This window comes from Paenibacillus sp. sgz302148, from assembly GCF_056120465.1.
In genome coordinates this window covers 80326-105682 of the sequence record NZ_JBVYOJ010000008.1, presented here as the reverse complement: position 1 = coordinate 105682, position 25357 = coordinate 80326, and the positions used below count along the sequence as shown (strand labels likewise).

At 44.2% G+C, this 25357-nt stretch carries 24 protein-coding genes; 1 reads left to right on the top strand and 23 read right to left on the bottom strand.

Features of this window, described 5'->3' with window-relative positions:
* Positions 1-253: 253 nt before the first annotated feature.
* From AC0LWM_RS13665 to AC0LWM_RS13610, 12 genes are all read right to left on the bottom strand, one after another.
* Positions 254-3424, bottom strand: a complete 3171-nt coding sequence (locus AC0LWM_RS13665; RefSeq protein ID WP_474675504.1) for a hypothetical protein — start codon at positions 3422-3424, stop codon at positions 254-256.
* Complete coding sequence (locus tag AC0LWM_RS13660) at positions 3396-4052, bottom strand: hypothetical protein (RefSeq protein WP_474675503.1); 657 nt, start codon at positions 4050-4052, stop codon at positions 3396-3398. The genes AC0LWM_RS13665 and AC0LWM_RS13660 overlap by 29 nt, the downstream gene beginning before the upstream one ends.
* A gap of 97 nt (positions 4053-4149) precedes the next feature.
* Complete coding sequence (locus AC0LWM_RS13655; protein WP_474675502.1) at positions 4150-5052, bottom strand: queuine tRNA-ribosyltransferase; 903 nt, start codon at positions 5050-5052, stop codon at positions 4150-4152.
* Positions 5053-5211: 159 nt separating this feature from the next.
* A complete protein-coding gene (locus AC0LWM_RS13650; protein WP_474675501.1) occupies positions 5212-5997 on the bottom strand; it encodes a hypothetical protein in 786 nt (261 codons plus the stop codon).
* 71 nt (positions 5998-6068) lie between these two features.
* Positions 6069-8084 (bottom strand): tRNA-guanine transglycosylase DpdA, encoded by a 2016-nt coding sequence (gene dpdA, locus AC0LWM_RS13645; protein WP_474675500.1) that lies wholly within the window; start codon positions 8082-8084, stop codon positions 6069-6071.
* 117 nt (positions 8085-8201) lie between these two features.
* Positions 8202-8738 carry a VUT family protein gene (locus AC0LWM_RS13640; RefSeq protein ID WP_474675653.1) on the bottom strand — a complete coding sequence of 179 codons (537 nt, stop codon included), beginning with the start codon at positions 8736-8738 and terminating at the stop codon, positions 8202-8204.
* Between the two features lie 111 nt (positions 8739-8849).
* Positions 8850-9881 carry a phospholipase D-like domain-containing protein gene (locus AC0LWM_RS13635; protein WP_474675499.1) on the bottom strand — a complete coding sequence of 344 codons (1032 nt, stop codon included), beginning with the start codon at positions 9879-9881 and terminating at the stop codon, positions 8850-8852.
* A gap of 105 nt (positions 9882-9986) precedes the next feature.
* Positions 9987-10316, bottom strand: coding sequence for a hypothetical protein (locus tag AC0LWM_RS13630; RefSeq protein ID WP_474675498.1), 330 nt, complete (start codon positions 10314-10316; stop codon positions 9987-9989).
* A 395-nt stretch (positions 10317-10711) separates the two neighbouring features.
* On the bottom strand, positions 10712-11107 hold the full coding sequence (locus AC0LWM_RS13625; protein ID WP_474675497.1) for an ATP-binding cassette domain-containing protein: 396 nt from the start codon (positions 11105-11107) through the stop codon (positions 10712-10714).
* Positions 11107-11529 (bottom strand): ATP-binding cassette domain-containing protein, encoded by a 423-nt coding sequence (locus AC0LWM_RS13620; protein WP_474675496.1) that lies wholly within the window; start codon positions 11527-11529, stop codon positions 11107-11109. The genes AC0LWM_RS13625 and AC0LWM_RS13620 overlap by 1 nt, the downstream gene beginning before the upstream one ends.
* A gap of 216 nt (positions 11530-11745) precedes the next feature.
* Positions 11746-12594, bottom strand: a complete 849-nt coding sequence (locus AC0LWM_RS13615) for a hypothetical protein (RefSeq protein ID WP_474675495.1) — start codon at positions 12592-12594, stop codon at positions 11746-11748.
* Between the two features lie 84 nt (positions 12595-12678).
* Positions 12679-13614 carry a tetratricopeptide repeat protein gene (locus AC0LWM_RS13610; protein ID WP_474675494.1) on the bottom strand — a complete coding sequence of 312 codons (936 nt, stop codon included), beginning with the start codon at positions 13612-13614 and terminating at the stop codon, positions 12679-12681.
* Between the two features lie 84 nt (positions 13615-13698).
* On the opposite strand from AC0LWM_RS13610, the gene AC0LWM_RS13605 reads away from it, so the two are divergent.
* Positions 13699-15021 (top strand): M28 family peptidase, encoded by a 1323-nt coding sequence (locus AC0LWM_RS13605; RefSeq protein WP_474675493.1) that lies wholly within the window; start codon positions 13699-13701, stop codon positions 15019-15021.
* Positions 15022-15157: 136 nt separating this feature from the next.
* On the opposite strand, the gene AC0LWM_RS13600 is transcribed toward AC0LWM_RS13605, so the two are convergent.
* The 11 genes from AC0LWM_RS13600 to AC0LWM_RS13550 form a co-directional block, all read right to left on the bottom strand.
* A complete protein-coding gene (locus AC0LWM_RS13600) occupies positions 15158-15334 on the bottom strand; it encodes a hypothetical protein (RefSeq protein WP_474675492.1) in 177 nt (58 codons plus the stop codon).
* Between the two features lie 188 nt (positions 15335-15522).
* Complete coding sequence (locus tag AC0LWM_RS13595) at positions 15523-16314, bottom strand: glycerophosphodiester phosphodiesterase family protein (protein WP_474675491.1); 792 nt, start codon at positions 16312-16314, stop codon at positions 15523-15525.
* Positions 16311-16811, bottom strand: a complete 501-nt coding sequence (locus AC0LWM_RS13590; RefSeq protein WP_474675490.1) for a sugar phosphate isomerase/epimerase family protein — start codon at positions 16809-16811, stop codon at positions 16311-16313. The genes AC0LWM_RS13595 and AC0LWM_RS13590 overlap by 4 nt, the downstream gene beginning before the upstream one ends.
* Positions 16733-17086, bottom strand: a complete 354-nt coding sequence (locus AC0LWM_RS13585; protein WP_474675489.1) for a hypothetical protein — start codon at positions 17084-17086, stop codon at positions 16733-16735. Before AC0LWM_RS13585 ends, AC0LWM_RS13590 begins: the two co-directional genes overlap by 79 nt.
* A gap of 105 nt (positions 17087-17191) precedes the next feature.
* Positions 17192-18292, bottom strand: coding sequence for an IS200/IS605 family element RNA-guided endonuclease TnpB (gene tnpB, locus AC0LWM_RS13580; protein ID WP_474675652.1), 1101 nt, complete (start codon positions 18290-18292; stop codon positions 17192-17194).
* Positions 18293-18466: 174 nt separating this feature from the next.
* The gene (locus tag AC0LWM_RS13575) at positions 18467-19342 is read right to left on the bottom strand and encodes a carbohydrate ABC transporter permease (RefSeq protein WP_474675488.1); all 876 of its coding nucleotides are present in this window, start codon (positions 19340-19342) and stop codon (positions 18467-18469) included.
* A gap of 13 nt (positions 19343-19355) precedes the next feature.
* Positions 19356-20255, bottom strand: coding sequence for an ABC transporter permease (locus AC0LWM_RS13570; protein WP_474675487.1), 900 nt, complete (start codon positions 20253-20255; stop codon positions 19356-19358).
* Positions 20256-20346: 91 nt separating this feature from the next.
* Positions 20347-21972: a type 2 periplasmic-binding domain-containing protein gene (locus AC0LWM_RS13565; RefSeq protein WP_474675486.1), complete on the bottom strand. Its 1626-nt coding sequence runs from the start codon at positions 21970-21972 to the stop codon at positions 20347-20349.
* A gap of 203 nt (positions 21973-22175) precedes the next feature.
* Positions 22176-23270, bottom strand: a complete 1095-nt coding sequence (locus AC0LWM_RS13560) for a zinc-binding dehydrogenase (protein WP_474675485.1) — start codon at positions 23268-23270, stop codon at positions 22176-22178.
* A gap of 44 nt (positions 23271-23314) precedes the next feature.
* Positions 23315-24076: a DeoR/GlpR family DNA-binding transcription regulator gene (locus AC0LWM_RS13555; RefSeq protein ID WP_474675484.1), complete on the bottom strand. Its 762-nt coding sequence runs from the start codon at positions 24074-24076 to the stop codon at positions 23315-23317.
* 350 nt (positions 24077-24426) lie between these two features.
* Positions 24427-25074, bottom strand: a complete 648-nt coding sequence (locus AC0LWM_RS13550) for a DUF418 domain-containing protein (protein ID WP_474675483.1) — start codon at positions 25072-25074, stop codon at positions 24427-24429.
* Positions 25075-25357: the final 283 nt, after the last annotated feature.

Sequence of the window (25357 nt, the reverse complement as noted above, 5' to 3'; positions counted from 1 at the left end):
TACAGTGAAATTGTAGAGTTTATGGTCATACCTTATTCAATTCGATAATTGCGATAAACATCGTCTAGTTAAATCTAGTATAAAGGTATCAAATTTGTCGAATAAGGTCAACAAAATTTTCCTATTGCATTTTGAAAGCCTAGGCTCGAATTTAGCACTTGCTGAATCGAGATCCCTTCAGTTATTCCTTTATTTACCCCACAAGTAAAAAAGAGCCATCCTAAAGATGACTCACTCGCATTTTACATTTACCTTATCTTTCCTTACCAGCCACCAATTTAATATCAACTGCCTCAAAAACTTTTGGAAATCTTATCTTCATTTCTTCAATTAATTTTTTCCATTGAATATTTGGAAGGCTACTACTACCACCCTCCAACAACTGAATTAATTGTCTCCTTATGGATGGCCGAAGTTCAGCGCAATTATTAATGCGGGATATAGCCACCTGTACTCCTAAGTCATCATACCATCCCATATCTTCGTATATTCTAGATACAATATCCAATATTTCTGCAGTTTTTTTGTCCAACTGCATTATTTCGGACTTAATTTTGTGAAAATCAATTGTTTCCCATGCATGTAATTGAAATATGAAATTTTCATCTGGACAACTTCCACCCAATAACATTTTGCCGATTGTATAAACCTCATCCCATTGTTTCCGTACAATCCTTACATTCGCTGAGCAAGTTGTTGATTTAAGAATTTCTTTAACAACGCCTCGTGGCGTCACTGTTAAACATTGATTCCATCGATTCATAGCACCAGTTAATTGAATATATAGATATTCACTTTCCTCACTATGTATCCATGATACAGTAGTTTCTGTAGTTAAGTTAGGCCTGGTATCCTCAATATCCGATACTAATATTATCATCTGGTTTTTTAAATCATTGATATTATTTAACCAACCTGATATGATCTTATGATTCTCTTGGGCTACTTGAAATTGTTGATAGATACCTGCTTGTTCCAACTGTTTATTTAATTGATAGTACGACATGAAATCAGCAAATTCTAATGTTTGTTTTCCCCTTAACATGTCCAATGTGTTAGCATGATGATTATATGCTCCATCTTCAGTTGTTTTTAGATAAAGAGATAGTTCTGTACTTTCCTTCAATATATCTCTTAGGGCAACCGACAATGCTGCCTTATATGATTTAAATTCTTCTTTAAGCTTAAATAAAAAAGTATAGAGTGATAAGTGTGGGCCAATCTGATATTGCTCCAGAGTCTTGCCATGTTTTAGCCCGTCTAGCCATATCTCAAAATCCAGACGCTTGATAGTCATTAATGGATCAATCATGTTGTCTCGCAGTAAAAACCAATCAAGATATAACTGTTCCGCGATCTCTTGTAACTCGTTTGAGAATGGGGAAAATTTTATTCTTGTCCAACTGCCTTCACTTATTTTACACCATTCATTTGCCCAGATCTTCAACATGCAAGAGAATTCGGACAATGTTAGTCCTAGTTCACACTCCAATTTATTTTCCCAATCCTTATGTAATAAGTCACATTGATAAACCCAGTACGCTGTGTCCCACTCTCCTGAAATCTTCTGAAATTTCTTTGCTCGCTCAGACGGTTTAAATTGTTGGAAATTAGATATCTCAAGAGCCGCAAAACCTCTTCTAACAGAAACACTTGAATCTTTTGCCTTTCCTACCGGTTCGAAACTTATGGGGTATTTATAGCCTCTATAAACTTCTCTCTTTTGAATGATTGAGTTCGTCCTTGGAGTAAATGGTCTTAATAGATTCGTCGCTTTTGTTACATCGTTGATCAGACTAGCTACCCCAGCCCGGACTGGTTCCAACAATTCAATATTAATTTTTTTTCCTTCTACCCAATCACGAACAACGAGTTGATCCACCGTTACCGTTTGAATTAGTTCCTTAGTTTTTTCATAATCTACATCAGCTGCAGCCGTCGCTCCAAGGGATTGCAATCGAATGGTTTGATCAGGTAGTTGATAACCGAATTTTTTTAACAAAGCACGTGGTAATACAATTGAATCTTCTTTTTCTGTTACCATCCATTCAGCCACTGTCTTTAGGAATATATCACCATTCTCTGCAAAAGTTTCTCTTTCAATATATGGTAGAACCCTTTGAAGCCTATTTCGGTCCCCTATATGAAAAAAACGTATAATCTCTTTTGTGTAAAGGATCATATACCGTAATTTCCCTTTCCCAATGGGGATACCATCATAAACTCTTCTAATCATAGCGCCGTTGAAAGGAAGTAATACAATATCTGTTTCTTCAACTACTTCTTTATTCGTGACCACTAAATTTTTACAGTCCTTCGCATGTGGGCACTTATTAGAACAACTGAAGCCTTGGCTAGCCTTAAGTTGCTGCATATATTTTGTCATATAAGAAACAGATTGATTTCGATCTAAGTTAAAAAATGCTTTCCCTGTTTCATCTGAAAGCCATAGTTTCTTTACTCGATCATCAATAGTATCAAGGGTTTGGATTCTCGTAGTAAGATCACTCCCCCTGTTTGAATCGAGTAGCGACCCCGGCGTTAAACCTATAACTACATCCCAGTTACCTTCTTCTAAAGTTATTAATTGATCTAATAAATCATTAGCATATATGTTAACCGATTGAACAAGATCATCTATCAATAAAAGCGGGCGAACATTTCTCGTAACTAACTCCTTTGATAGATGTTTAAACAGCGAACCCATATCCCAGCCTTCAAATAAGAAATGGTCTAGTTTTCGTGCCAATGCTTGTCTTATGGTTTCATAATCAAGTGGTAAATGAATTGTTGTATTTACTACTAACTCTTGAAACTGCTCTGGGTAAAGAACTTCTAATGGCTTTGTTATTTTTCCACTCTCAACCTGTTTCGTGAATTGCATTATATTCTTCTCAATTTGATGTCTTAATAGTAGAGCTATAGGTACAATCTCTTCATCTGACTCTAAAATATCTGCCAGAGTTGACCACACCATCTGATTAATTAAGGTAACGGGTTTCTTTTTAATTAACTCCCATTGACTTTCATCAATACGTATCCCCATTGGTATTTTAAATGTTTCGTAACATTTCTTTACTAATACCTGAGGATTCAATTCACTTCTAGAAATGCGTACAACGGGACGTTCGCCCACCTTATTAATCCATTGATCTCTAACCCAACATAATAATTCTGATTTACCAGAACCTGTAGATCCAAATATTAGATATACTCTATTACCATTGGTATCAATAGTTGATAACTCGTCCAGGAACTCCGATTCGGTTACTTCTGCAGTTAAATAATTTCCTTGGTATCTATGTAGAACTTGTGGGAAATGCGTCTCCCGGAAGTACTCTGGTGAATATGAATACCTTTCGTCAGCTGTTCCTACTAGCAGTTTAAGAGATTCTTTATTTAGGCAAGGAATCATTATTTTCACCCTCTCCAATTTTTATCCAATTCCACTCAAATTTAGGTCCGTAAGATTTAAAGGGTAGATCTTGTTTATGACTTATGTCCAAATATTTCGATTCACTTAATGCTCCTAATCCAAATAACAAACCATTATAAACTTTGCCGTCCGATGTAATACAAGGTAATATAGGGTCAATGTACCTCTCACAGAATGGATGAAGGGCTCCCTCCCAAGGTCCAACCTCCCTTATAATCTCCTTGATCAAATCCAGTTGTGGTAGCGCATAAAAACCCGAATAGACGCGCCTACCTACTCCTAGGAATTCCATTACACGTTTCCAAGCATTTATTTTTTCATGCCCAACCATTGTTTTATTGAAACCAGTGTTGGCATGATAATGTATGTTGACGAGAAACATACGATTCGGTTTTACAAATAAATGATCAAATAAGTTTGTGTAAACATAGTTCAGCGAATCTTCAGTAGTTTGTCCCGCTATTTCTTTAAACTTTTTCAAAACCTGCAATGTACTCCATACTGGTATTAATGAAAAGAACTTTTGATCTCTTTGCTCAACGAACTCTATGTCTTTTAGAAACACTAAGACACCCTCAATTAATGAAGAGATATCGCCCTCTTCTTTATACTGCATTAAAGTCCGTAACTCATGTAAACTCCGTGCTTCACCTCTGCTTATGCACTCAAATATTGTACGTATTTCAGGACCGTAGCACATTTGAAATAGCATATTAAACCACCTCATCTCTCTTCTTTTCTTCTTTCATTCTGTCCAGTGTTTTTATTAAGTGATAATAGTTATGTATGGATCTTAACCTCATATATTGCCGCGGCGAAGGAATAAACAAATCATATGGATTCTCTTTACAAACTGGGCACTCACAATCTAATGGTTCTCCAAGACGTTCAGATTGTGGCTTGGCACGCGAGGCACTTAAAATATATGTCCTAAACGGGTTGCTATAAAACACCTGATAATAAGCTGCTGCCATCGTTGGTCGGGTAGAGTCAAAAGAAGAAATCCCTAATCTCACCATACTTTCCATCTGAGGAAGTCCTGTCACACCAAATACGTGAAGATTTTCTGCGCCAACTGCCTCTATTGCATATTTTATAAATTTTATTTGCTGAGTTTGATTTTTTGAAAGTAATGATCCTATACCGAAAAAAGTATATCCCATCTTTTTTAACTCATAAGCGGAATACTGAATGCTTGCTTTGTCAAAACCTTGAATTACCCCCATTACAGAAACATTCCCAGATAATCTTACGTTTGATATGACTTTTAAATATTCGTAGGCGTTATATAAAGTTCTTTCCATAGCAAAATATTGATCAGATAATGTTGATCTATTAAACATAGGTTCATCAAAATGTACTAGCTTTATTGGACTTGAGATTGGACATTCATCTATTATTGCCTGTTGAATTTCAAATACATGCTTTAGTGAAGGTCTTTGTTGTTGCTTAACATAGAATACAGACCCACAATCAATAATTAATTTATTCGGCTTGTTATTAAACCTTTTTAGCGTTCCTTTGTTATCTTGCAGTGCACTAACAAGTGTAGGACAGTCTGAAAAGTAATCTGAATACAAAGCATCACTATGGGACCATCCAATATAAAACTGCAATCTCCTCACCCTTTCTTACGTGATTTTACGTGATTTTCTTTATGATACCATATTTTGTTTTATTGAACTACTCTTTTATAATAAAAAAAATAAGAGAGTCATCGACGACTCTCTTACTAGTTTATCCATAATTTACATATTACAATCAATAGCTTTAGATCATTCAATAAACTGTCTCCACACCGAATAAATCTCTAATCTTTGGGCTATTGTAAAATTTATTTTGGATTTCCCTTTTAAGTATATTAGCCACAATGGATTAGAACGATCAAAGAAATTACCTTGCCAGGAATCAGCAGAATAAGTTTTATTCAAGTCAGGTACATTGATTCTGTTTGGATCAGACATCCATTTTTCATAAAAATATTTAATGTACAATTCCCATGCGAAATATTGGTCACCAATGAATTCTTCCTTATATTTTATACGTGCGGCAACCGGAAGATAACCTAGGTGGGGATAGGTATCCATCAATATATTAATGTATTTTATTAAACCTTCAGACAATTTACCCCATTCATTATTTGGTATCGGTTGATTAAATGTACGATTTATAATCTCTCTCAGAAAATGTTTTTTTAGTATTTTTGTGGATTTTTTACTTGTATTAAGATTTTCATCGATTATTTTCGCAAAAGGGGTTATAGATAATAGAACTTGTTCAATATAAAGTGGCAAGTAATTGGTCTGTTCGATAAATAAGACTATATATTGATCATCACCTTTAACATTGGGAATAGGAGTCATTAACTGAGGCTCAGTAAACTCATATACTTCTTCGATACATTCATACACTTTAGAAAAACAAATAACGATAGTTTCCGGTATGGTTGTATTACTGACATTAACTAGATTCCAACTTTTCACTTCGTTTACCGTGAAAACTCCGTATAGTACATTACTCTTGTCTCGATATAGCCTTGTAAGTTCAGATAAAACTAACATAAATACCCCCAATTTACGCAACTAAACCCCAGGACAAGAAACTGGGGCACTCGCTACTATTATACGGTTAATCAGTTATGCATAAATTTGTTCCTCAACTTCATAACTTGCGAGTAATAAGACAACGTGTTATGAAAGCCTCTGCGACGGTTTCTATTATTGCCGCGGAATACGATTACATCAATCCCTATTTCTTTACATATCCTGCAATCACATTTTTCCCAAGGTCTTTCTTCTAATACTTCACGATACATTTGTTCGTGGACTTCCCTTTTCTCGCCCAATAATTCATCATATTTTAGAATAGCTTCTAGCGCTTCTTCTAATTCTATTTTCTTATCACTAAATCCTCTCAGAGCTTTTAGTGCCTTTTGTTCAAGCTCTTTATACTGTAGAAACTCTCCCTTGCCTTCAAGTAGCATTTTCTTGATTCGACCCGCAGTTTCTTTAGCCTCTGGAATTCGGATTGCAGTAAAGTGTTGCCCCTCCGCAGTATGATAGTTATGACCGGAACCTAGCCATGCCCTCCTAAGTGGGGAAGCTGAGTCGAAAGAAGTAACACCGAGTTTATGGAAGGCATACATAGTCCTCATATCACGTGCAACACCGAATAAGTGAAGCCTAAAGTCTTTGTCTGGTATTATAGGAGATATCTCTTTTAATATTTCGTAAATTTTCTCAGATTGCTCTCTTGCAAGTCCACCTAAGGCAACCCTCTTGTAACCTAAACTAATTAAATACTGTACTGCTTCACGGAAGGAATCGGGGTTCCATCCTTGAGCAATCCCAATTGGTTTAAAAGTACATTCTAACTCCTTGTGTTTGGTAATAAATTCTTTTGCCATTCTCAAAGTCAAATCGTACCGTTTTTTCTTAACCTCTTCATCTGCCTGAAAAGGACCGACTATAAGGTGATCGACCGAGACACCATAATCAAACTTATATTCTTCATAATAGCGAAGAATCTCCTCAGTAGTGTAGGGTGGTTCATCAGCAGTTATATAACTAAAGGCCCCGCAGTCTCCCATAATAGGATAGTCATCCGGTAACTTCAGGAATTTTCTTATTCCATGTTGTTTAATTAACTTTCTCTTTTGTTGAGTGGCTGCATCTATATTAACTTTTGAAATCAGTATTCCGTCGTATTGCGGTACCCCATAAATTTCATGTGCGTATACATCATTTACAAGTGGATTCCTAAATTTATCTGAAAAGTCTAAGAGGAAATCATAATTTGGATCTACTCGGTCATCATTTTCGGGCATAAAGTATTTTAACTCAGTCCTATAGTTTTTTGCAATCAAATCATCTGGAACTGGGAATAGTTCGCTATAAAATTTCAAAAGTGGTACTTCTCCTGCAACATCTTCAAATAGTTCCAGCTGCATATCCGCTTCTTGATAAGGCTTTAGAATTATTTCCCTTACACTTTCAGGTACATTGAATACCCTATCCCACAGTTGTTCGTCAGACATAATTTTTTTTAATAATCGGGAAAATAGAAATCCTTTTATTCCTATTAAGCCACATCTAAATTTCTTGGCTTCTTGTTCCCCTATTGCCATAAGATAATAGTTTTCTTCAACTAATATTTTTGATTTACTAGATTCCCCCGCAAAGAAAATAAATCTTTGATCAGATTTTATTTCTAGAGGCCATTCTACAGATTGTAAATATTTATCTCCTAACAAGAAAAAAACTAAATCGAACTTTTTAATTCTATTACTTAACTTTTCAGTTATCCCTTGTCTTTTAGACCACCGCTTAATACTTGTTGCATCCATTGTATTAAAGGTGACTTCATATGGGACAATGCAATCATTCTCATTGATTAAGCCGTAACCAGCAGATATAATATCAAGTTCAATTTGTCCACCTGCCTGTCGGTATTTTTGTATCCCATCCAATAAAAATAAATGCTGCTTACCTGTATACATTTCAACCGCTTTCGCTCGATACTGACTTAATTCTTCTTCTCTTTTTTTGAATCTACCAATATCTTCAAAGTCTTCTAAAATTAATTGATTCTCTGGTTTATGTAACTTCTCCCCTGTACACGAAGTAACAACAAGAATGCGTTTTTTCATTGGTCTAATCACCTTTTTGTAATTGTAATCACTAGAAAAATACTAACATAGTTTTCAAATTCATCATACTCGAAATTATTAGTAATAAAAAAAGGGCCGCATGGCCCATGAAAATATTCAATTATGCAGTGTGTTACCAAGTCTTCCCCAGATAATGCGGATTATAACCGCCGCAAATAACTGAATAACAGTTTTTACGATAATTTGTCCCAATACAGCATAGGCGACAGCATCCCAAGGAAGAATGTTTGCTCCTAGAGGTGATAAACCAACTATAACAAAGATAACACTATCCAGTACCCCCCCTACAATACCGCTGTAGGCAACCCTTAAAGACAATGGAAGTTTTAGACGAGTATAGATCTCTGTATCGGTAGTTTCAGAAATTGCAAATGTTAAAATCGATGCAAAGACTATCCATAGCGTGTCACCCAACATAAATGATGTTATTGCTGACAAGATCATTGCGATAGCAATCGTGTAATATGTTGTTCTACGCCCAACATAATTTTGGACTAGATCCCTCAATATGAAAGTAGCACCAATAACAAAAGTTCCCGCTGGAATAATAAATACCCCGTAGACAAACGGCTTAGTATCAGCAGTAATAACATTTGCTGAAACGATAGCAATAAGATAACATAAAATAACAATATACTTCATCTAATCATCCTTTTCCCTTGATTTAATTACATTATACAGCATCAAACTCATTTCAGCTAGCCTCTGGCAGGTTGCGAAACAAGGGAATATATAACCTGACCTCTATTTTATCTTAATAATAAAAGAATCTTCATACTTTGTTAGTGGGATACGGTACGATTCGTTCCTACCACCAGGAGATAACCAAAGACTCTGGTCAGTCATACGTTTAATCTTGATTTGCCAATCCTTGTTTTTCTCGGTTCGGTAGTCTTTCGTTAGTACTTCATTAATCAGAAAACCGGAAGGTAGGCTTACGAAATGATCTGGGTCCTCTTCTAAAATGAACAGCACTGCTTTAATTTTTCTCTGGTGAATAAGTGTGGCAGTTGGTGTTGTGATTTGATAACTATATGTATGGTTATCATGGACTCCCAGTTTAGAACGAAATACTTTTACAGCATACTGCTGATTTATTTTAAAAGCATGCTTGTGCAATCCATTAGTCACATGATCAAAATTTTGTATTTTCCCTGCTTTTACTAATTGCTTTAAAAACTTGACCTGCTTGCTCTCTATACTAAGACTATTTTTTATTTTATTTAAGGTTTCTTCATACATTATGCTAATGGGTATATCCCCCAAATGTCCAAGTAACATCTCGATGTTACTTGCCCATCCCTTAGGAATAGATATTTCAGTTGCACAATTCACAAACGCTGTTCGAATACTTTTAGATTCAGTGGAGGTAACCTCCAGTCTAACCAACACTTCCTTATTTGCCTTGAATCCCACTGATTCATCACTAATTCCTAAGCCTCGATTGGTTAAGTTAGCCGACCCAATAAAAACAACTTTCCGGTCAAACATATATAATTTTGCATGCAAATCTTCTAATAGGTAGATTGTGAATCCTGCATCTTGCAAATCAGTTATGGCTGTTGGATCAGTTGCACCTTCTATGTACTCCTTACCTGGAGGTAAGGTAATAAAATGTAAAGATGGCTTTGCTTTTGATCGCCCATAATTAATTAGTTTAATTAGTTTATTTACGGCTTCTCTTTTCACATAAGGTGTGACGATTAGAACTTCATTTTTTGCCCTCTTAAAATCTTCTGCTAATGATTCGAGCAAACTAGAATATATAAATTTCATTCATCAACCACTCCCAGGCCATCGTATCCTTGAATATCAAAAAAGGAGACTACTATGTGCGTCTCCTAACTTCTCCTTTAATTAATGCTTAAAATCGTCCACCGATCATTTATTAAATTTACGGTATATTTCGTCAATTTGGTCATTTATTGCATTTGCTAGATCGTCATTATCGTAGGAATCAGCTTTTTTTAGTTTCTCAATTATCGATTGCAGCCTTGTTGAAGGGTAACTTAAATTATTGGGAGCCATTTTTACAGAGAACTCAGTTCCATTTGATAAAGATACTATCCAGTCATAATCTAAGATTCCTTTAGGATCCGGGAATATCTTTGATAAGGTCAATGTAAATAATAATCCATCAAGGTGGAATTCTTTCCCCGATAAATAACTCTTCTCCAATTCATCAAACTTTGAGTCTCTGAATAGTGCCACCTAATATATCTCCTTTTTTACAAAATCCCCATGGGTAAAAGCAGCCATGATAACTTACTACTAGTTTCTCAAGTTTATGTAGTTATATGTTTAACATAACATATATTCTAGACAAAATCCAACAACAACCACCAAAATATAACAAAAATGCCTCGTTAAATTCTTGATAGATTCTACTAAGGTCTTATGATCAGGGATTTGTCGATGGGTACTAGCTGTGCTTGAACAACAATGGCATAAACATAGCCGTTTATGGGTAAAGCTACAATGACCGCAATGTGAAGCCCGCTTCCACAAGCATGCCAATATCCCCATCCGAATCATCCACATATTGGAAGGCAGCCGTTGCTTCTTCCAGCACCAAATAAAGCAATTAGGTGAAAAGATATCAGGCATTAATCCAACCCCTGACTAACCAACATGTAGTACAGCCCTCCCGCGGCCATTAACTGCTCATGATTACCCGACTCAGCTATAACCCCTTGATCCAGGACGAGAATGCGGTCCGCATGCCGGATGGTGCTCAGTCGATTCGCGATGATGAGGGTCGTTCGATCTTGGAGGATCGTACTCATATTCCGCTGAATCGTCTTCTCGGATTCATTGTCTAACGCACTTGTCGCTTCGTCGAAGATCAAAAAGCGCGGATTGCCGATCAGCGCCCGCGCAATGGCGATTCGCTGGCATTTCCCTCCGGATAAGCTCGCCCCCCGCTCCCCAACCTGTGTATCGTAGCCATTCGGAAGTGTCGTAATGAATTCGTGCGCTCCTGCAAGCATGGAAGCGGCCATCACCTCATCCATCGACGCATCGGGGATTTGATAAGCAATATTTTCACGAATCGTCCCGCTAAAAAGTCCTGCTTCAGGTCGTGCCCGTCGATGCTAACCGTTCCGCTGCTTGGCACATAGAGCTTGAGCAGTAAATTCGCCAAAGTTGATTTCCCTGACCCGCTTGGGGCCACGTCGAAGATAATGTTCTGGAGCACATTCTTCCCGTCGGCATCATAGCGGAACGATACTCGATCGAATTCGACCGCTCCCTGCAGCTTCGGCAGCGTCGTCAACCGGGTCGGATCGGGTTCCTCCTGCTCCGTCTCGTATACGTCGTCAAGCCGTTCCAAGGCAATCCGTACACTTTGAAACTGATCCCACATCGCGATTAAGCCCAGCGCCGCACCCGTTACGAGCGCATACACCGCGCTGAAAGCCATCAGTTCCCCAACGGTCAGCTTCTCCCCGATTATAAACCCAGCCCCCGCATATAGCACGGTGAGTTGTGATCAAGCTTCTCTGACTGGTATCGTGTTAGAGACCTTTATAATATCGTTTTACCACGACAAAACAATGTCAGCCAATATATGTTCTTAAAGCAAAAAAGACGGCCAGTGTAAGCATCTGGACCGTCAGTAATTAGAGACGTTGACTTTTCAGTTCCGTTCAACAAATCTCGCTATGCGATTTCTACAATTGTTGCATTTTGCACTCAGTAATACGCCGTATGGATCATTATGAATTGTACAATCGATAACTTTGACAACATTTGAACAATTCCCGCAATAAACATTGTTGATGATGTGATCACGTTGTTCCACCGTTATACCATTCCAGAATTGTAATGCGTCAACTTCACAAACTATGTCGTTATCAATAATTTGAAACGATGAGTCTTTCTGCAAATGAAATTCTGGCTGTATCATGTATTCTAGTGGATAAATATCGTTTCTTGCCGAGATTAACCCTTTAATCAATGCGATTGGACGTCTCTCCGCCGGATCTGGGTAATGGTGTCCAAGCTTCTCGGGTTCTTCAAGCTGTACGATAACAAAAGCATCTTCCTTATCGGTCATTTTGTAAATGACATTCTCCGGGTTGAACACGATCTCCTCACGATCAAGTGTGACTAGATGAAACTCCTTGTCCTTCCATTTAACTTGAAATACCTTAAAAGCTTGATTTTTAATTAGATCGATAAATCTTTCAGGGTACAGCTTTAACTCAACCCCCGTAACATATCCATCATCATCCATATCGTTTCCATATTCGGTATTGTAGCCTACTTCATAATCTTCTTTAAATGTGTGTGCGGCTATGGTCATTTGATCAAGCTCAGAAGTTAGTTTTGTATTTGTCACATAGGGAATCGTAATTTCATCAAAGTTGACATACTTGGCAATCTCGTTTTTCTTTCTTAAATATTCTTCATATTCACCCTCTACCGGCGGCTTTAAATAGATGTAGCCCATGTCCATATAACCGTGGAAGCAAGTCATTCTCAAACTAATCCGCTCCTTCAAACGTTATTATTGTTAGACGCAACTTCTGGAAAAAGGTTACTTCACCTATTATTACTTTCGTCTCACCTACGGAACCACAATACTACTGTGACACAACAGCGTATATTTGATCCCATTACGCCTCCTGCGCGCCGAGTAATTTCCCTTCTGGTCAGTATCCACAATCAAATCCCAGAACGGAACATTCGTGCTTAGCCGGCTTAGGCATTTACGCATCGCTTCCGGTCTGATTACTTTTTCTAGCTCCTTAAGTGCTTCCCCTATATCCTTGGTCTCAAGGTACGCCGCGGACATTAAAATCGTATGTACTACATAAAACTCCGTTTGCGAAATGGACTGCGGCTCCCGATTCTGAAACAACATTACTCTATCGTTTGGCGTGACGCATATTTTGATCCCCTTCTCCTTCACTTCCTCCTTTTCTGCCATATACCGTTCTTGAGAGATATATTCGTTTCCTAAAGGGGTTACCTTCAAGTACATATGCTGCGCAAGCATCTCCTCGCTATCAACCAGCATGCGGCTAAGATAATCCTCCCGTTTGGCATAATCAGCCGGATCGTCTTGAAGTTCTTCGATTTCATCAATTTCCTGTATAGCCTGTTTGGCCATTAGCAGGCCGCAATTGACTGTAATAATGTTCGCAATAAGTCGTTGAGTGTCACTAAGACATTGCTCCGTGCTGCCATCTACAGCTTGCTTGAAATGATAAGCAGCTAAAGCATACTCCTGATCTGCATACATCAAATGCCCATAGCGATAATTGGCAACGGGATGATCCTTTTGGAGTTCTAACGCTTTTTCCAGACACCATTTGGCCGAACGAGGATCCGGGGCGTCTGAATTCTTGTACGATTCTCCATAATACACATAAAGCGTGACCAACTCGTCGCGAAAACGTTTAACATCGGTCTGATCCATACGCTCCCTGGCTTCTTTATATTTCCGCCTCAGTTCCCTTTCCTGTTCGTATGGAACCATGTGCTGCTCTCTGTCTTCCATCATCGCTGCTCCTCACTTCAGTGTGACAGCGGGTCACACTAGTCTTCTACAATAAAGCTACTAGATCAAAGGAGATGATTCAAGATGAAAACAACAACTCAACTTCTTGCTCAATACGGCTTTAAAACCTCGGATGTAAATGGACGATATAATGACCGCCCAAGCCATGCCTGCGAACTGCTCAATCGGACGCTTACGAATATCGGCATCACTCTGGATGAATTATCGTCTGTTTCTGAAAAAAGCTGGGTTGAGGCATTACAGGCCGCTTCTTTCCTGGTCGAGCGCCGCGGCGGCGAGTGCCTTACAAATCCGGCAAAAGATGAACTGCCTCTTGCTGATATCGATCTCTACATGCGCGGCATATGCCGATGGATGAATGAACTCGGCATGTACACGTTCCACAGCTGCGATGGACACGGCCGCCGTATACCTATAGTCGGCACACTTGCTCGTCTTACGCGCAAGCAGATCGAGCTTTTGCAGGCACTTGCTCCAGATGGAATGACCATTCGCGTACGGGACAAATCGATGGATTTGGAGTGTGGGGGTCAAAAGGAGCTACTGCTGCAGTTCGCCGAGAGGCTATATGAAATAATTATAAATCCCTCTTCTCTCATCCAATACAAGGCTGAACAATTTAAACACCGCTTGATCGAACTGCTTACGATTCCGGGCGAAAGCGGCAATGAGGCACAAATCAGACAGCTACTGCGAGGGAAACTGCGGCCGAAGGTGGACGACCTATTCATCGATCGGGCAGGAAATTTATGCGCGGCAATTTATTGCGGTGAAGGGCCTACCGTATTACTGTCAGCCCATATGGATATCTATCAGGAGCTGGATGAAGGGCGAATCATCATCCAAGACGAAACAACGTTACGATCAACAATAGGGGTATTGGGGGCAGATGATCGGGCCGGAATTGCCGTTATCCTGGAATTGGTGAATAATATCCACCAGACCAATTTTAATGGAACCCTAAAGATCGCCTTCACCGTCAGGGAAGAAATCGGCCTCATCGGTTCACAAGGGCTGGACCCGTTTTTTCTGGAAGATGTCGACGCAGCCATCGTTGTCGATCGCCGAGGTACCCGCGACATTGTTACTTCCTGTAGGGGTGTCATTTCTTTCTGCCCTGTAGAATATGGGATGCTGTTCGAAGAAGCGGGCCGATTGGCCGGTATGACGGATTGGAAGGTCACCGCGGGAGGCTCCAGCGATGCGAAAATACTGTCTCAAACGTTTGGTATTCCTAGCGTGAATTTGTCGGCAGGTTATATGAATGAACATACGGACCGTGAAACAGTGGATTACGTTGCCGCTTATGAAACGGTAAAGCTGATCGAATGCTTGTTAAACCGTCAGCTTATTGAGATACGAAATAAGGGAGCTGTTTGTGTATAATTTTCACAGAAAGACACTTACCACGACAGGAAGTGTCTTTCTGTATCCAGTCGATAATTGTTGCGCCTCTATTCAAATACACTTGCCATCACTTCATGCCAGAGAAGCCACCATCATATGTGGCGGCTTCTCTGCGTTATCTATTTGAGATTTCCATACCCCTGATCTTTTCTTCAAACTGTTCGTACACCCCTGCATACAGCACGGTAACACTGCTTAACGTTTGCAGCACCGCGGCGACAGAACCGGAGAAGAAGCCGATTTTCCACCCTTTCATCTGTATGAGCGTCGATTGACGGAACCTGCACTCCACTTTCTTCCTTACCTCGTCTTTGGCCGCGAGAGCTTTCGCGGTACGCATGGAGCCAATAAAAAGCAAAAAACCGCGTAGCATCAACTTCGCGGTTTATATTCAATAATGGATTTTTTAGTACAGACACGTTAATTTCCGGCCCCAGGCCGTGCAACAGAATCAACACTCACCGTATGCAAGTCGATTCGCTAGCGTGGTAAGGCCATAATTTGTACTGGAGTCATCGACAATCGCTCACGTATCCGCAGCGCAGGCTGCGGATCATTAACAGTCATAAGTATGGCACCGCATCCAAGCGCATAATAAACCTGCTTCTCGTCGTCAGGACAATAGCACCAGGGCAGCACACCTAGAGCTTCATACTCCTTCACACGCTGCGGCGTCAGCTGCTTCATGCTGATCCCGACCGCCCACATTTTGGACAAGGTGCCGTTCGCGCCGGTAACATAGTTCGACATCGACTCCTCAGGAAATCCCTGAGTTCTCAATTGGTACTCATCGTGAATGTAAGCAAGAATCGCCGCGTCAAAACAAGTGAACACGCATCGCGAAAGATACCCGTATTCCTTCAATATCGCGATCGTCGCATCTGCCGCCTCTTTGGCGTCAATGCCCGGTTTCACCTCCACATTCAGAAGGACGTCCGGATAGGAAGCAAGCAACTGGCATAGCTCGTCAAGAGTAGGGATTTTCAACCCCTCGTACACGATGCCGAACCATCCGCCCGCATCCAGCTTTTTCAGCTCGGCGAGCGTATATTCGCTTACTCTGCCCGTGCCGTCGGTCGTCCGGTCTACGGTTTCGTCGTGTATGACAACGACGGCTTTGTCTTTGGACAGTCTGAGATCGAATTCAAGCATATCGACCCCCAGCTCCAATGCCGCCCGAAAAGCGAGCAGCGTATTCTCGGGATAAGCCGACTTCCAGCCTCTGTGCCCGGCAACGATCATCGAGTTATTTTGCCCAAGCCGATCGATCATTCAAGATTCATCCCTTTCAAGCTTTTTTCCACCATCGTCGCATGCTGCAGAACGGTTTCCACCGGTGTTTCGAACTGATACTCCAATATATAACGAAGCGGATGCCGCATTTCCTTGAGCGCGTCCCAAATCGGCTGCCATTCGATCGTTCCTTCGCCGATAGGCTGGTGCAAGTCGTCGTAGCCGACATTGTCGTGAAAGTGAACTGCGCTGAGCCGTTCGCCCAATGCGCGCAGGAGCTCCGGCGTGTTCCAGCCGTTGATATGCGCGTGCCCCACATCTACGAGCGCCGTGATCGTTGGAATTTCTTCGAACAAGCGGACAAACTCTTCCTGATCGAACAGCGCTCCATCGCGAAACCCTACGTTTTCCACAGCGAGGTCGATGCCAAGCTTCTGTGCTTCGTCGCCTAGACGCTTCAGGTTGTCGATCGACCGCTGCTGGGATTGCTTCCGCAGGAATAACTGCGTGGAATACAAGCTCGGATGCAGTACCATTTGCTCGGCCCCGATATGCGCGGACCAAGCCAGACATTCCTAAACACTTCAACAGAATACTGCGCGAGCAGATCGAAACGCGCCGAGGCGATATTCAGCTCCCAGATCGGCGAATGCACGCTTAACGGTCCCGGATGGTTTTTGAAGCGCCCGAATTCTACATTCCAATTGACAGGCTCGAGCCAATTCGGCCCGTCCATCGAAATTTCCAAACCGCCGGACCACCGCGCAAGAAGCTCCTTGCAGTCCTCGATCCGGTACATATAGGGCAGCATATTATTGAACCTCTCCCACCTATAGAGGATGGGAGATTCTTGGAAACAGTCAGCTACCGCCAACTTCGATCCCAAGCTATCCCCGTCGTTCCGACGGTTCAGGCATTATGCCGACAGCAATCTTTTCGCTTCGCGAAGAATGTTTCGACTCGCGTTGATGTCTCGGTCATGGTTTGTTCCGCAAGACGGACACTGCCACTCTCGAAGGTGAAGGTCTTTTACCTCTTTATGCCGGTATTCGCATACCGAACATAGTTGCGACGATGCATAGGCTTTGCCTACAACGATCAGCGTGCGCCCGTACCAAGCCGATTTATATTCCAGCATGGTACGAAACTGTCTCCACGATACTTCCGAGATCGCTTTAGCCAATCGGTGATTTTGTAGCATATTCATTACCTGCAAATCTTCAATCGCAATCAGGTCGTGGTTTTTGACAAGATGCGTTGAAAGTTTATCCAGGTAATCTTTACGGGCATTTGTCAGGCGCTCATGGATAAGAGCTACCTTAATCCGCTGTTTGTTCCAGTTCGCTGATCCTTTCGTTCGTCTTGACAATATGCGCTGCTCACGGATCAGCTTCTTCTCAATCCGGCGCAGGAACCGCGGATTACCGTATTGTTCGCCGTCCGAACAAACGGCAAATTGCTTCAGTCCAAGATCGATTCCGACCTCCTTGTTCGTCTTCGTCAGCGGCGTCACTTCGACTTCAGCAAGAATAGACACAAAATATTTGCCTGCTGGACTGCGACGAATCGTTGCATGGATGATCCGCCCTTCGACTTCTCTCGACTTGGCAAATTTGACGAGTCCAAGCTTCGGCAATTTGACGGTACGACCGACGATCGCGATGTTGCCGTTCGTTTGCTTGGTGGTGTACGACTGGATAGGATTTTTCTTGCTTTTGTACTTAGGGGCGTCGCTTTGCTTCCTAAAGAACCGCCTATAGGCATCGTCCAAATTACGAAGCGCAGATTGCAGCGCAATACTGTCGACTTCCTTAAGCCATGGCAGCTCTTTTTTCAATTTCGGCAATTGAGCCGAGCAGTCGCCGTAGCTTAAGCCGCTCCCAGTTTCCTGATAGCTTATTCTGCGTAAGGAAAGGAAGTGGTTAAACACAAAACGGCTGCAGCCAATCGTTTTATGGATCAGCGATTGCTGCTCCTGAGTTGGAAAAATTCGATACTTGTACGCCCTCTGAACGATCACTCCTTCACCTCCCTTGTGGTTAATTATACCATAAGGGAGGATCTGATGGGAATGTTTGTTCTGGTTATTGGAAGAGAAAAGCAAAGAATATAGACCGTCCGATTCATCCCCCACTTAAAGAAGTAGGGGTCTTCTCGAACATAATGATAAAAATAGTCATTATTTTTCCTCCTATTCCTTCAGCGATCCGAGCATGGCGCCCTTCACGAAATATTTTTGCAAGAACGGATAAACGATCAGGATCGGCAGCGTCGAAAAGATTATCACGGCCGCTTTGATCGTCTCGGGGCTGGACAATACGCCGGAATCGAGAGCGATGTGATCCAGGCCCGAATCGGTGGCGCTCGTTGCCACCATATTTTTGAGCTTCAGCTGTAGCGGAAACAATTTCTCAGAGCGAAGATAAATCATCGCTCCGAAATAGCCGTTCCACGTTCCCACGGAATGGAATAGTGCTATCGTCGCCAGAACAGGTGCGGACAGTGGCAGCACAAGCCTCGTATATATGCCGGATTCGCCGCTGCCGTCTATTTTCATCGCATCGATAAGCTCGGACGATATGCCCTGGAAAAAGGTCTTCATAATAAATACATTGTATGCCCCGACGGCGCCGGGAATAATAAGCGACCACAGCGTGTTGATCATGCCGAGCTCCTTGACGATCAAATAGCTTGGTATAAGCGGAACTGGGAAAATGAACGTGATCAGTATGAGCTTTAGGATCAGCTTCCTGCCCGGCATCATCGGACGCGTCAGCGCATAAGCAAGTGCCGATGTCATGATCAGACATAGCAGCGTTCCCATGATCGTGATGTAGACGCTCACCCCCATCGCTCTCCACATGTCCTTCATGTGCAGCAGAGATTCGTAAACGTTCATCTGAAACCCTTTAGGCCACAACACGACCAATTTGCTGTTCGCGAATTTCGGATCGCTGAGCGAAACGGCGAGCAGATGAATCATGGGGGAGACCATCGTAAAGCACAACGCGACGAAAAAGGCGGCGTTTATCCATTGAAACGATTTCTCCGAGCGTTGAATCTTCATCGTTCGTGTCCTCCTAATAAATGCTCTCACCGGTCGTTCTGCGGCTGAACTTGTTCAGACCGACGACGAGAATGATGCCGACAAGCGCCTTAAACAAACCGATCGCCGTCGTATAGCTGTATTGCCCGCCTACCAACCCGACGCGGTACACATACGTATCGAATACATCGCCGGCCTCCCGGACGAGCGGATTCAGGAAAAATAAGATTTGCTCGACGTTGGCGTCGAGAATATGGCCGATCCGCAGCAGCAACAGTACGATGATCGTTGGCGTAAGCAAGGGCAGCGTAATATACCAGGCTTGCTTCATGCGCCCCGCCCCGTCCACCATCGCTGCCTCGTACAGATTCGGGTTAATTCCGGAGAGCGCGGCCAAATAAATAATCATGGACCAGCCGACTTCCTTCCAGATGCCGAGGCCGATTACCATCCCCATGAAATAACGGGGCTCCGTCAGAAAAGAGACCGGCTCCATGCCGAACAGGCCCAATACCCGATTGACGACTCCTTCATTGGCGAGCAGCTCGGTGAAAATGCCGCCAACGATGACCCACGACAAAAAGTGAGGCACATACAGCAGCGTCTGCGCCGTGCGCTTGAACCAGCTCTTGCGGATTTCATTCAGCAATATGGCCAACAGCAGAGGGGCCGGGAAGCCGAACAGGATGGAATACAGTCCGAATTTCAGCGAGTTTTTCAGCACCATCATGAATTCGGGATACTGGAACATGAATTGGAAATGCTTGAAGCCGACCCATTTGCTATGGAATGCGCCTGCGAACATGTTGTAGTCCTGGAATGCGATGACATTGCCGGCCAGCGGGATATATTTGAAGATGAGAAAATGGGCGAGCGCCGGCAGTGCGAGCAGCAGCAGCACGATCGAATCCCGCGATTTAGCTTTTCGGAACAAAATAACGTCTCCTTTCTAGAGAAGAAGGGCCCTCGATCTGCGTCCGCCAGAGGGCCCTTTTCCTATGTCGCGAGTACGCCAGTTCGGTTGCTTATTTCTTGTTGAAGTTGTTGTACCAGTCCGTCGCTTCCTCAATGGCCGCGTCTCCGCCGCGGCTTCTCCATTCGGCGACGAAGCTGTCGAAGCCTTTGTCCAAATCTTCCTTGCCGATGACCAGCTTGGCGAACGTATCGTAGAACAAGCTGCCCGCCACGAAGCCCGGACTTAGTTCAGGACGGCCATCCATCGCCTTAAGAGCAGGCATGTACATCGCATCGTTCGGGATGATCGTCGTTTTGGCGTCTTCATAACCCTTCAGAATCTTGTCGCTGTTCGGCAGCACCTTAATCGCAAGCGGGTTGTTCAAGCCGTTCTCGCGGACGTTGATGGACAGCTGGAAAAACTCTCTTTCGTTAAGCTCCGAGTTGTTCGGGCCCGTCGGGTCAAACTTGATCGTACCGTTCTCTTCCGTGTAGTTGTAATCTTTGATCCCATATGCGAAAAACTTGTCCGCTTCCGGCGAAGACCACGCCCACTCCAGAAACTTGATGACTTCCTCCGGATTTTTCGTTGTCGCCGGAATGGTCCATACGAAATAGATTTGATCTTTGGCTACATCCAAAAAGCTTTCTCCGCGCGGCCCTTTCGGAGGTACCGCCATCGTGATGGCAGCATCCGGCGCATTCTTGTACTCCTGTCTGGAGACGGCGTCATACTGGTAGGCAGCGGCCCCCCATGCGGCGACAGTACCATTGACGATGTCTGTACCGCGGTCGCCTTGCTTCTTCGTAATAAAGTCCTTCTCGATGTAGCCTTTGTCATACAGCTGCTTGTAGAACGCAATCGCTTCCTTCATTTGCGGCTGGATAATGTCCGGCTCCATCTTCCCGTTCCGCATATGCCACGTTCCCGGCTTGAGGCCGAAGGAACCGGTCAGCACGTCGTTCCATGACATGGCGTCCGTCAAGGAAAGCGCCCATGTATTGTCCTTGATGCCGTCGTTGTTGACGTCGGTCGTATGTACGGCTTCGGCGAACTTCATGAACTCGTCCAGCGTTGTCGGCACGGGCATATTGAGCTTGTCCAAGAAGTCCTGGCGATAGAACATGACTCGGTCGGCAACCGCTCCGGAAAGCACCGGAATCCCATAGATTTTGCCATCCTTGGTTACCTTCGGACTTTTCCAGGCAACCTCCGGAATTTTCTTCTTCAGGGTCGGCGCATACTCGTCGATCAGCGGACCGAGCTCAAGGAATACGCCGTTATCGACTGCCCCTTGATGCACTTCCCAGTCGATGCTGCCGGTTCTGACCAAGTCGGCCAGCTCGCCGGATGCGAAGCGCAGCGACAGCTGCTGGCGGAAATCGATGTCATGCCCAAGAAATTCATAATCGACTTTATATCCGGACAGCTTGGCCAGCTCATCGTAATACTTCTTTTTCTTTTCTTCCGGGGCTTTAGAAGCAAATCCCGAATTATTATGGGATAAGAGCACCTTGATGTTCTTGTTTACCGGTTCGGTGCTTACGGCTTCGTTGCTTGCAGGTTTGTTGTCAGCTTTTTCCGCCCCGGTGTCGGCCGGTTTGTCCGGGCTGTTCCCGCATGCCGCCAAGACCATACTCGAAAGCATAACTGCCGCAGCCGTCGTCAGTATCTTTTTCTTCGCTTTGAATGCCACTATGAATTCCTCCTATTTTCAACTGTCTTCAATAACATTTACAAAATCTCAATAAAAATAAAGCGCTTTCTCCAGTGCCCGCGACAAATCATGCGACTTTAGGAGTCACATATTCATGCAATAGGTTTTATATTTTCTCTCTATCATGTACAATATAAGAGCATATTCTTTGTTCTTGGGTACTGTGTCGATTTATTGGTTGTTTACCAGTGAAAGGCCAGTATCTTTTTTTTCCAATGACGATGCACGCTCGCCTCATTCATAGCTTCTATAAAATGCTCGACTGACGAAACCCGATGCCGCTGCTCCTGCAGCAGCCGCCCCAGCGTAGCCTGGCAAGCAGAATCCTGCATCGCATGCAGCACTTGGATGAAATCTTCGGAACAGCTCCGGCTGCTGCCGATTAACGTAATCCCCTTCTCCAGCACATCCCGCGTATTGATCGGAACGCGCTCCTCGGTAACGCCCATCAGCAGAAGGACGCCGCCCGGATTAAGCAGCTCGATCGCTTGGTTGACCGCGCTTTCGCTAAAGCGTCCGCCCGTGCATTCCACTGCAATGTCCACGCCTGCACCGCTGCTGAAATCATAATTTTGCACCATCACTCTGCCGGCAAACGAAAACTCGTTCAGCTTCTCTTCGATCGCCCCGAAAACTTGCAGCCGGTCGCTGTTCAAGCCGTAAACATGATGCAGCATTGCCGCGGTCAGAAAACCTACCGGCCCGTCGCCGAAAACCGCCGCCCGCGCTTTGGGCAGCCGATGTTTGACCCGGCTCAGCGCTTGGCAAGAAACGGAGCATAACTCGGCGAGAACCGCGATGTCGTCCGGAATATCGTCCGGTACCGGAATCGCGTTGGCCACGGGTATGACAAGCCGATCCTGGGCGATGCCGTCGGTACCGCTGGCGAGAAAATAGCCTCTGGCACAATACGTGCTGCCGAGTCCTTCCCGGCATGCCGGACAGCACTCTTCCGCCGTCTTCCCGTCGAGCGAATACCCCGGAACATTCGGCACGATCACGACCCGCTGTCCGGGAACGAGCTCCGCCGCTTCACTGCGAACGACATGCCCGATTCCTTCGTGAATGAGCGCCATCGGCAGCTTGCTCGCCATGGCCTCCTGCCTTCTGTTGCCGGTAAAATATCGCAAGTCCGCATGGCAGATGCTGCCCAGCGAAGGCTCTATGACAACATGGTCTTTCGGAACCGGATGCGTAAGTATCGTCTCCTCTACCACCCCGGCTTGAATTAGCCGATAGGCCCGGGATCGTACGGCGTTATTCCCTTCCTCAAGCAACAATATCACCTCCTTTCATGCCGCCCGAGGAAATTAATCTCGCCTTACACCCTCACGACCTTTACTCCCAGATCGAGGAATGCTTTGACCTGCGCATCGGAAGCTTCTGCCCCCGTGATGAACTGATGCACCGCGCCCATCGGCGCGACCGTATGCAGCGACATTTTGCCGATCTTCGTATCGTCCGCTACGACGATAATTTCCTGCGCGGCTTTGATCATGCCCTGCTTGGTCGGCACGAGCTGGGCTTCCGGATGCGTTAGCCCAAACTTCGGATGGATCGCAGGCGTTCCGAGAAACGCTTTTTGCACATGGAGTGTACCCAGCACTTGATCGGTGAACATCCCGTTCAGCATAAAGCTGGAATGATACAGCAGCCCTCCCGTCACGATAACCGTAATGCCCGGCGCGTCCCGCAGCTCCGCGGCAATGTTGATATCGTTCGTCACGACGGTGATCCGCGACCGGTTCTGGAGGTGCTGGGCGATGTACATGGTTGTCGTTCCCGAGTCCAGAATGACATGATCGCCATCCTCGATTAAGGCAGCCGCCGCTTTGCCGATCCGCTGCTTTTGGTCAACCTGTTCATAGGCTCTTTCCGAGAAGGAGGCTTCTATATTCGCTCCTTGATCGACCACAACCCCCCCGTGCGTTCTCCGAAGCAGCCCTTCAAGCTCGATCTCCGCAAGATCCCGCCTTATTGTCGCCTCATGAACTTGAAATTCCTTTGCCAGATTCGCTACGGTTGCAACCCGCTTCTGTTTAACGAACTCTACGATGCGCATTTTACGTTCGACAGCCAACATCGGTTTTTGCCCCTTTGCACAATAAATCGAAATATTTGTTCATTTGCACTCGTTTATGTTCGTTTCCTAGCATTAGCTTAGATTAGGGAACATGCAGAGTCAACCAATTTGGCCGTATTTACAAACCTTTTAAACAAGGGCGAGAAACAAGCGCGCATAATTTTAATATTTTGTTAATGGTAACGAGCATAAATGAGTATGAGCGGAGTTGTATTTTCATCCAACTCGAGCCGAAGATAAATATAGCAAAACAGCCCTCGCCGCTTGTAGACGGGAGAGCCGTTTATGGAGATGGTCCTGCACACTGATCGGCTTCCTGCATGGAGCCATACTCCTGGATGAGCTGGAATTTATGGTGTCGAAGTAGACGGCGGCAACGATTTCGTCGATTCCTCCTGTTCTAAGGAAGGAGCGCTAGACCAGACGGCATATCCGAACAGAATCCATGCGACGCTCCAAATCCCGAGCAATATTGGCGAAGGCTCCCCGTTCGGGATAATAAAGAAGACGATTTGGAACGGGATCATCGCTACGTAGTACAATCCGACAATAAGCGGCGCCATCCTGCGCCATCCCGGCAGCCTTCGCGCAACGAACACCGCGATCCCCAGCATGAGCATACCGATTCCAACCAGCAATGCACCTATGGGATAAAAGAATTCCACTTCATACCCTGCAACGTACTTTGACAAGGTAGCCGCCAGATAAGACAATACCCCCAACAAGCTGATCGACGTGCCGATGACTCCGGCCCGCCTCATCCGGCCGCTGGCACGAAGTGCGAGCAGGCCCAGCGGCCCGCACGCCATGCCCAGCAACATCGGGACAGGTATCAGTAAACCGCCGACGATTGAAGGTACCGGCACCTGTAGTTGATCGACGCTAACTAACACTGCCCACAACAACCCGCCGATGAGGCACGCCAAGCCGGCGAAGCGAATGCGCCCTGCCGATGCTGCAGGCCTAGCTTGGTTGGGTGGCTGCACATGACTATCCATAATCATCACTCCTCCGATTTGATCAGGGGATACGTATTCACGCATCTGCTTATACTCCAAATTATATGGAGTCGAGCGCTTTTCATCATGTGACCGGTGTCCTCTCTTTGCCAATGACAAAATGTCCCGCGTAATCGTGCGGTTGGGATGCAATGTCCCATTGGACAAGTTCGAATGCCCGTTCGCGGCATACAGGCGGAACGGGTCTCGGATTATCGATCGCTCATCATTTAGTCAGAACCCAACGCTAATTTGAATCGATGCAAAATAGAGAGTAGACTCG

Bases quoted from the DNA above. Each gene is read 5' to 3' on its own strand.
- AC0LWM_RS13550 (WP_474675483.1), bottom strand. From the start codon at position 25,074: ATGGATAGTCATGTGCAGCCACCCAACCAAGCTAGGCCTGCAGCATCG.
- AC0LWM_RS13555 (WP_474675484.1), bottom strand. From the start codon at position 24,076: ATGTTGGCTGTCGAACGTAAAATGCGCATCGTAGAGTTCGTTAAACAG.
- AC0LWM_RS13575 (WP_474675488.1), bottom strand. From the start codon at position 19,342: ATGAAGATTCAACGCTCGGAGAAATCGTTTCAATGGATAAACGCCGCC.
- AC0LWM_RS13595 (WP_474675491.1), bottom strand. From the start codon at position 16,314: ATGATCGATCGGCTTGGGCAAAATAACTCGATGATCGTTGCCGGGCAC.
- AC0LWM_RS13605 (WP_474675493.1), top strand. From the start codon at position 13,699: ATGAAAACAACAACTCAACTTCTTGCTCAATACGGCTTTAAAACCTCG.
- AC0LWM_RS13620 (WP_474675496.1), bottom strand. From the start codon at position 11,529: ATGGCTTTCAGCGCGGTGTATGCGCTCGTAACGGGTGCGGCGCTGGGC.
- AC0LWM_RS13625 (WP_474675497.1), bottom strand. From the start codon at position 11,107: ATGGCCGCTTCCATGCTTGCAGGAGCGCACGAATTCATTACGACACTT.
- AC0LWM_RS13590 (WP_474675490.1), bottom strand. From the start codon at position 16,811: ATGGTACTGCATCCGAGCTTGTATTCCACGCAGTTATTCCTGCGGAAG.
- dpdA (WP_474675500.1), bottom strand. From the start codon at position 8,084: ATGAAAAAACGCATTCTTGTTGTTACTTCGTGTACAGGGGAGAAGTTA.
- AC0LWM_RS13650 (WP_474675501.1), bottom strand. From the start codon at position 5,997: ATGTTAGTTTTATCTGAACTTACAAGGCTATATCGAGACAAGAGTAAT.
- AC0LWM_RS13635 (WP_474675499.1), bottom strand. From the start codon at position 9,881: ATGAAATTTATATATTCTAGTTTGCTCGAATCATTAGCAGAAGATTTT.
- AC0LWM_RS13660 (WP_474675503.1), bottom strand. From the start codon at position 4,052: ATGCAGTATAAAGAAGAGGGCGATATCTCTTCATTAATTGAGGGTGTC.
- AC0LWM_RS13585 (WP_474675489.1), bottom strand. From the start codon at position 17,086: ATGCTGCCCTATATGTACCGGATCGAGGACTGCAAGGAGCTTCTTGCG.
- AC0LWM_RS13610 (WP_474675494.1), bottom strand. From the start codon at position 13,614: ATGGAAGACAGAGAGCAGCACATGGTTCCATACGAACAGGAAAGGGAA.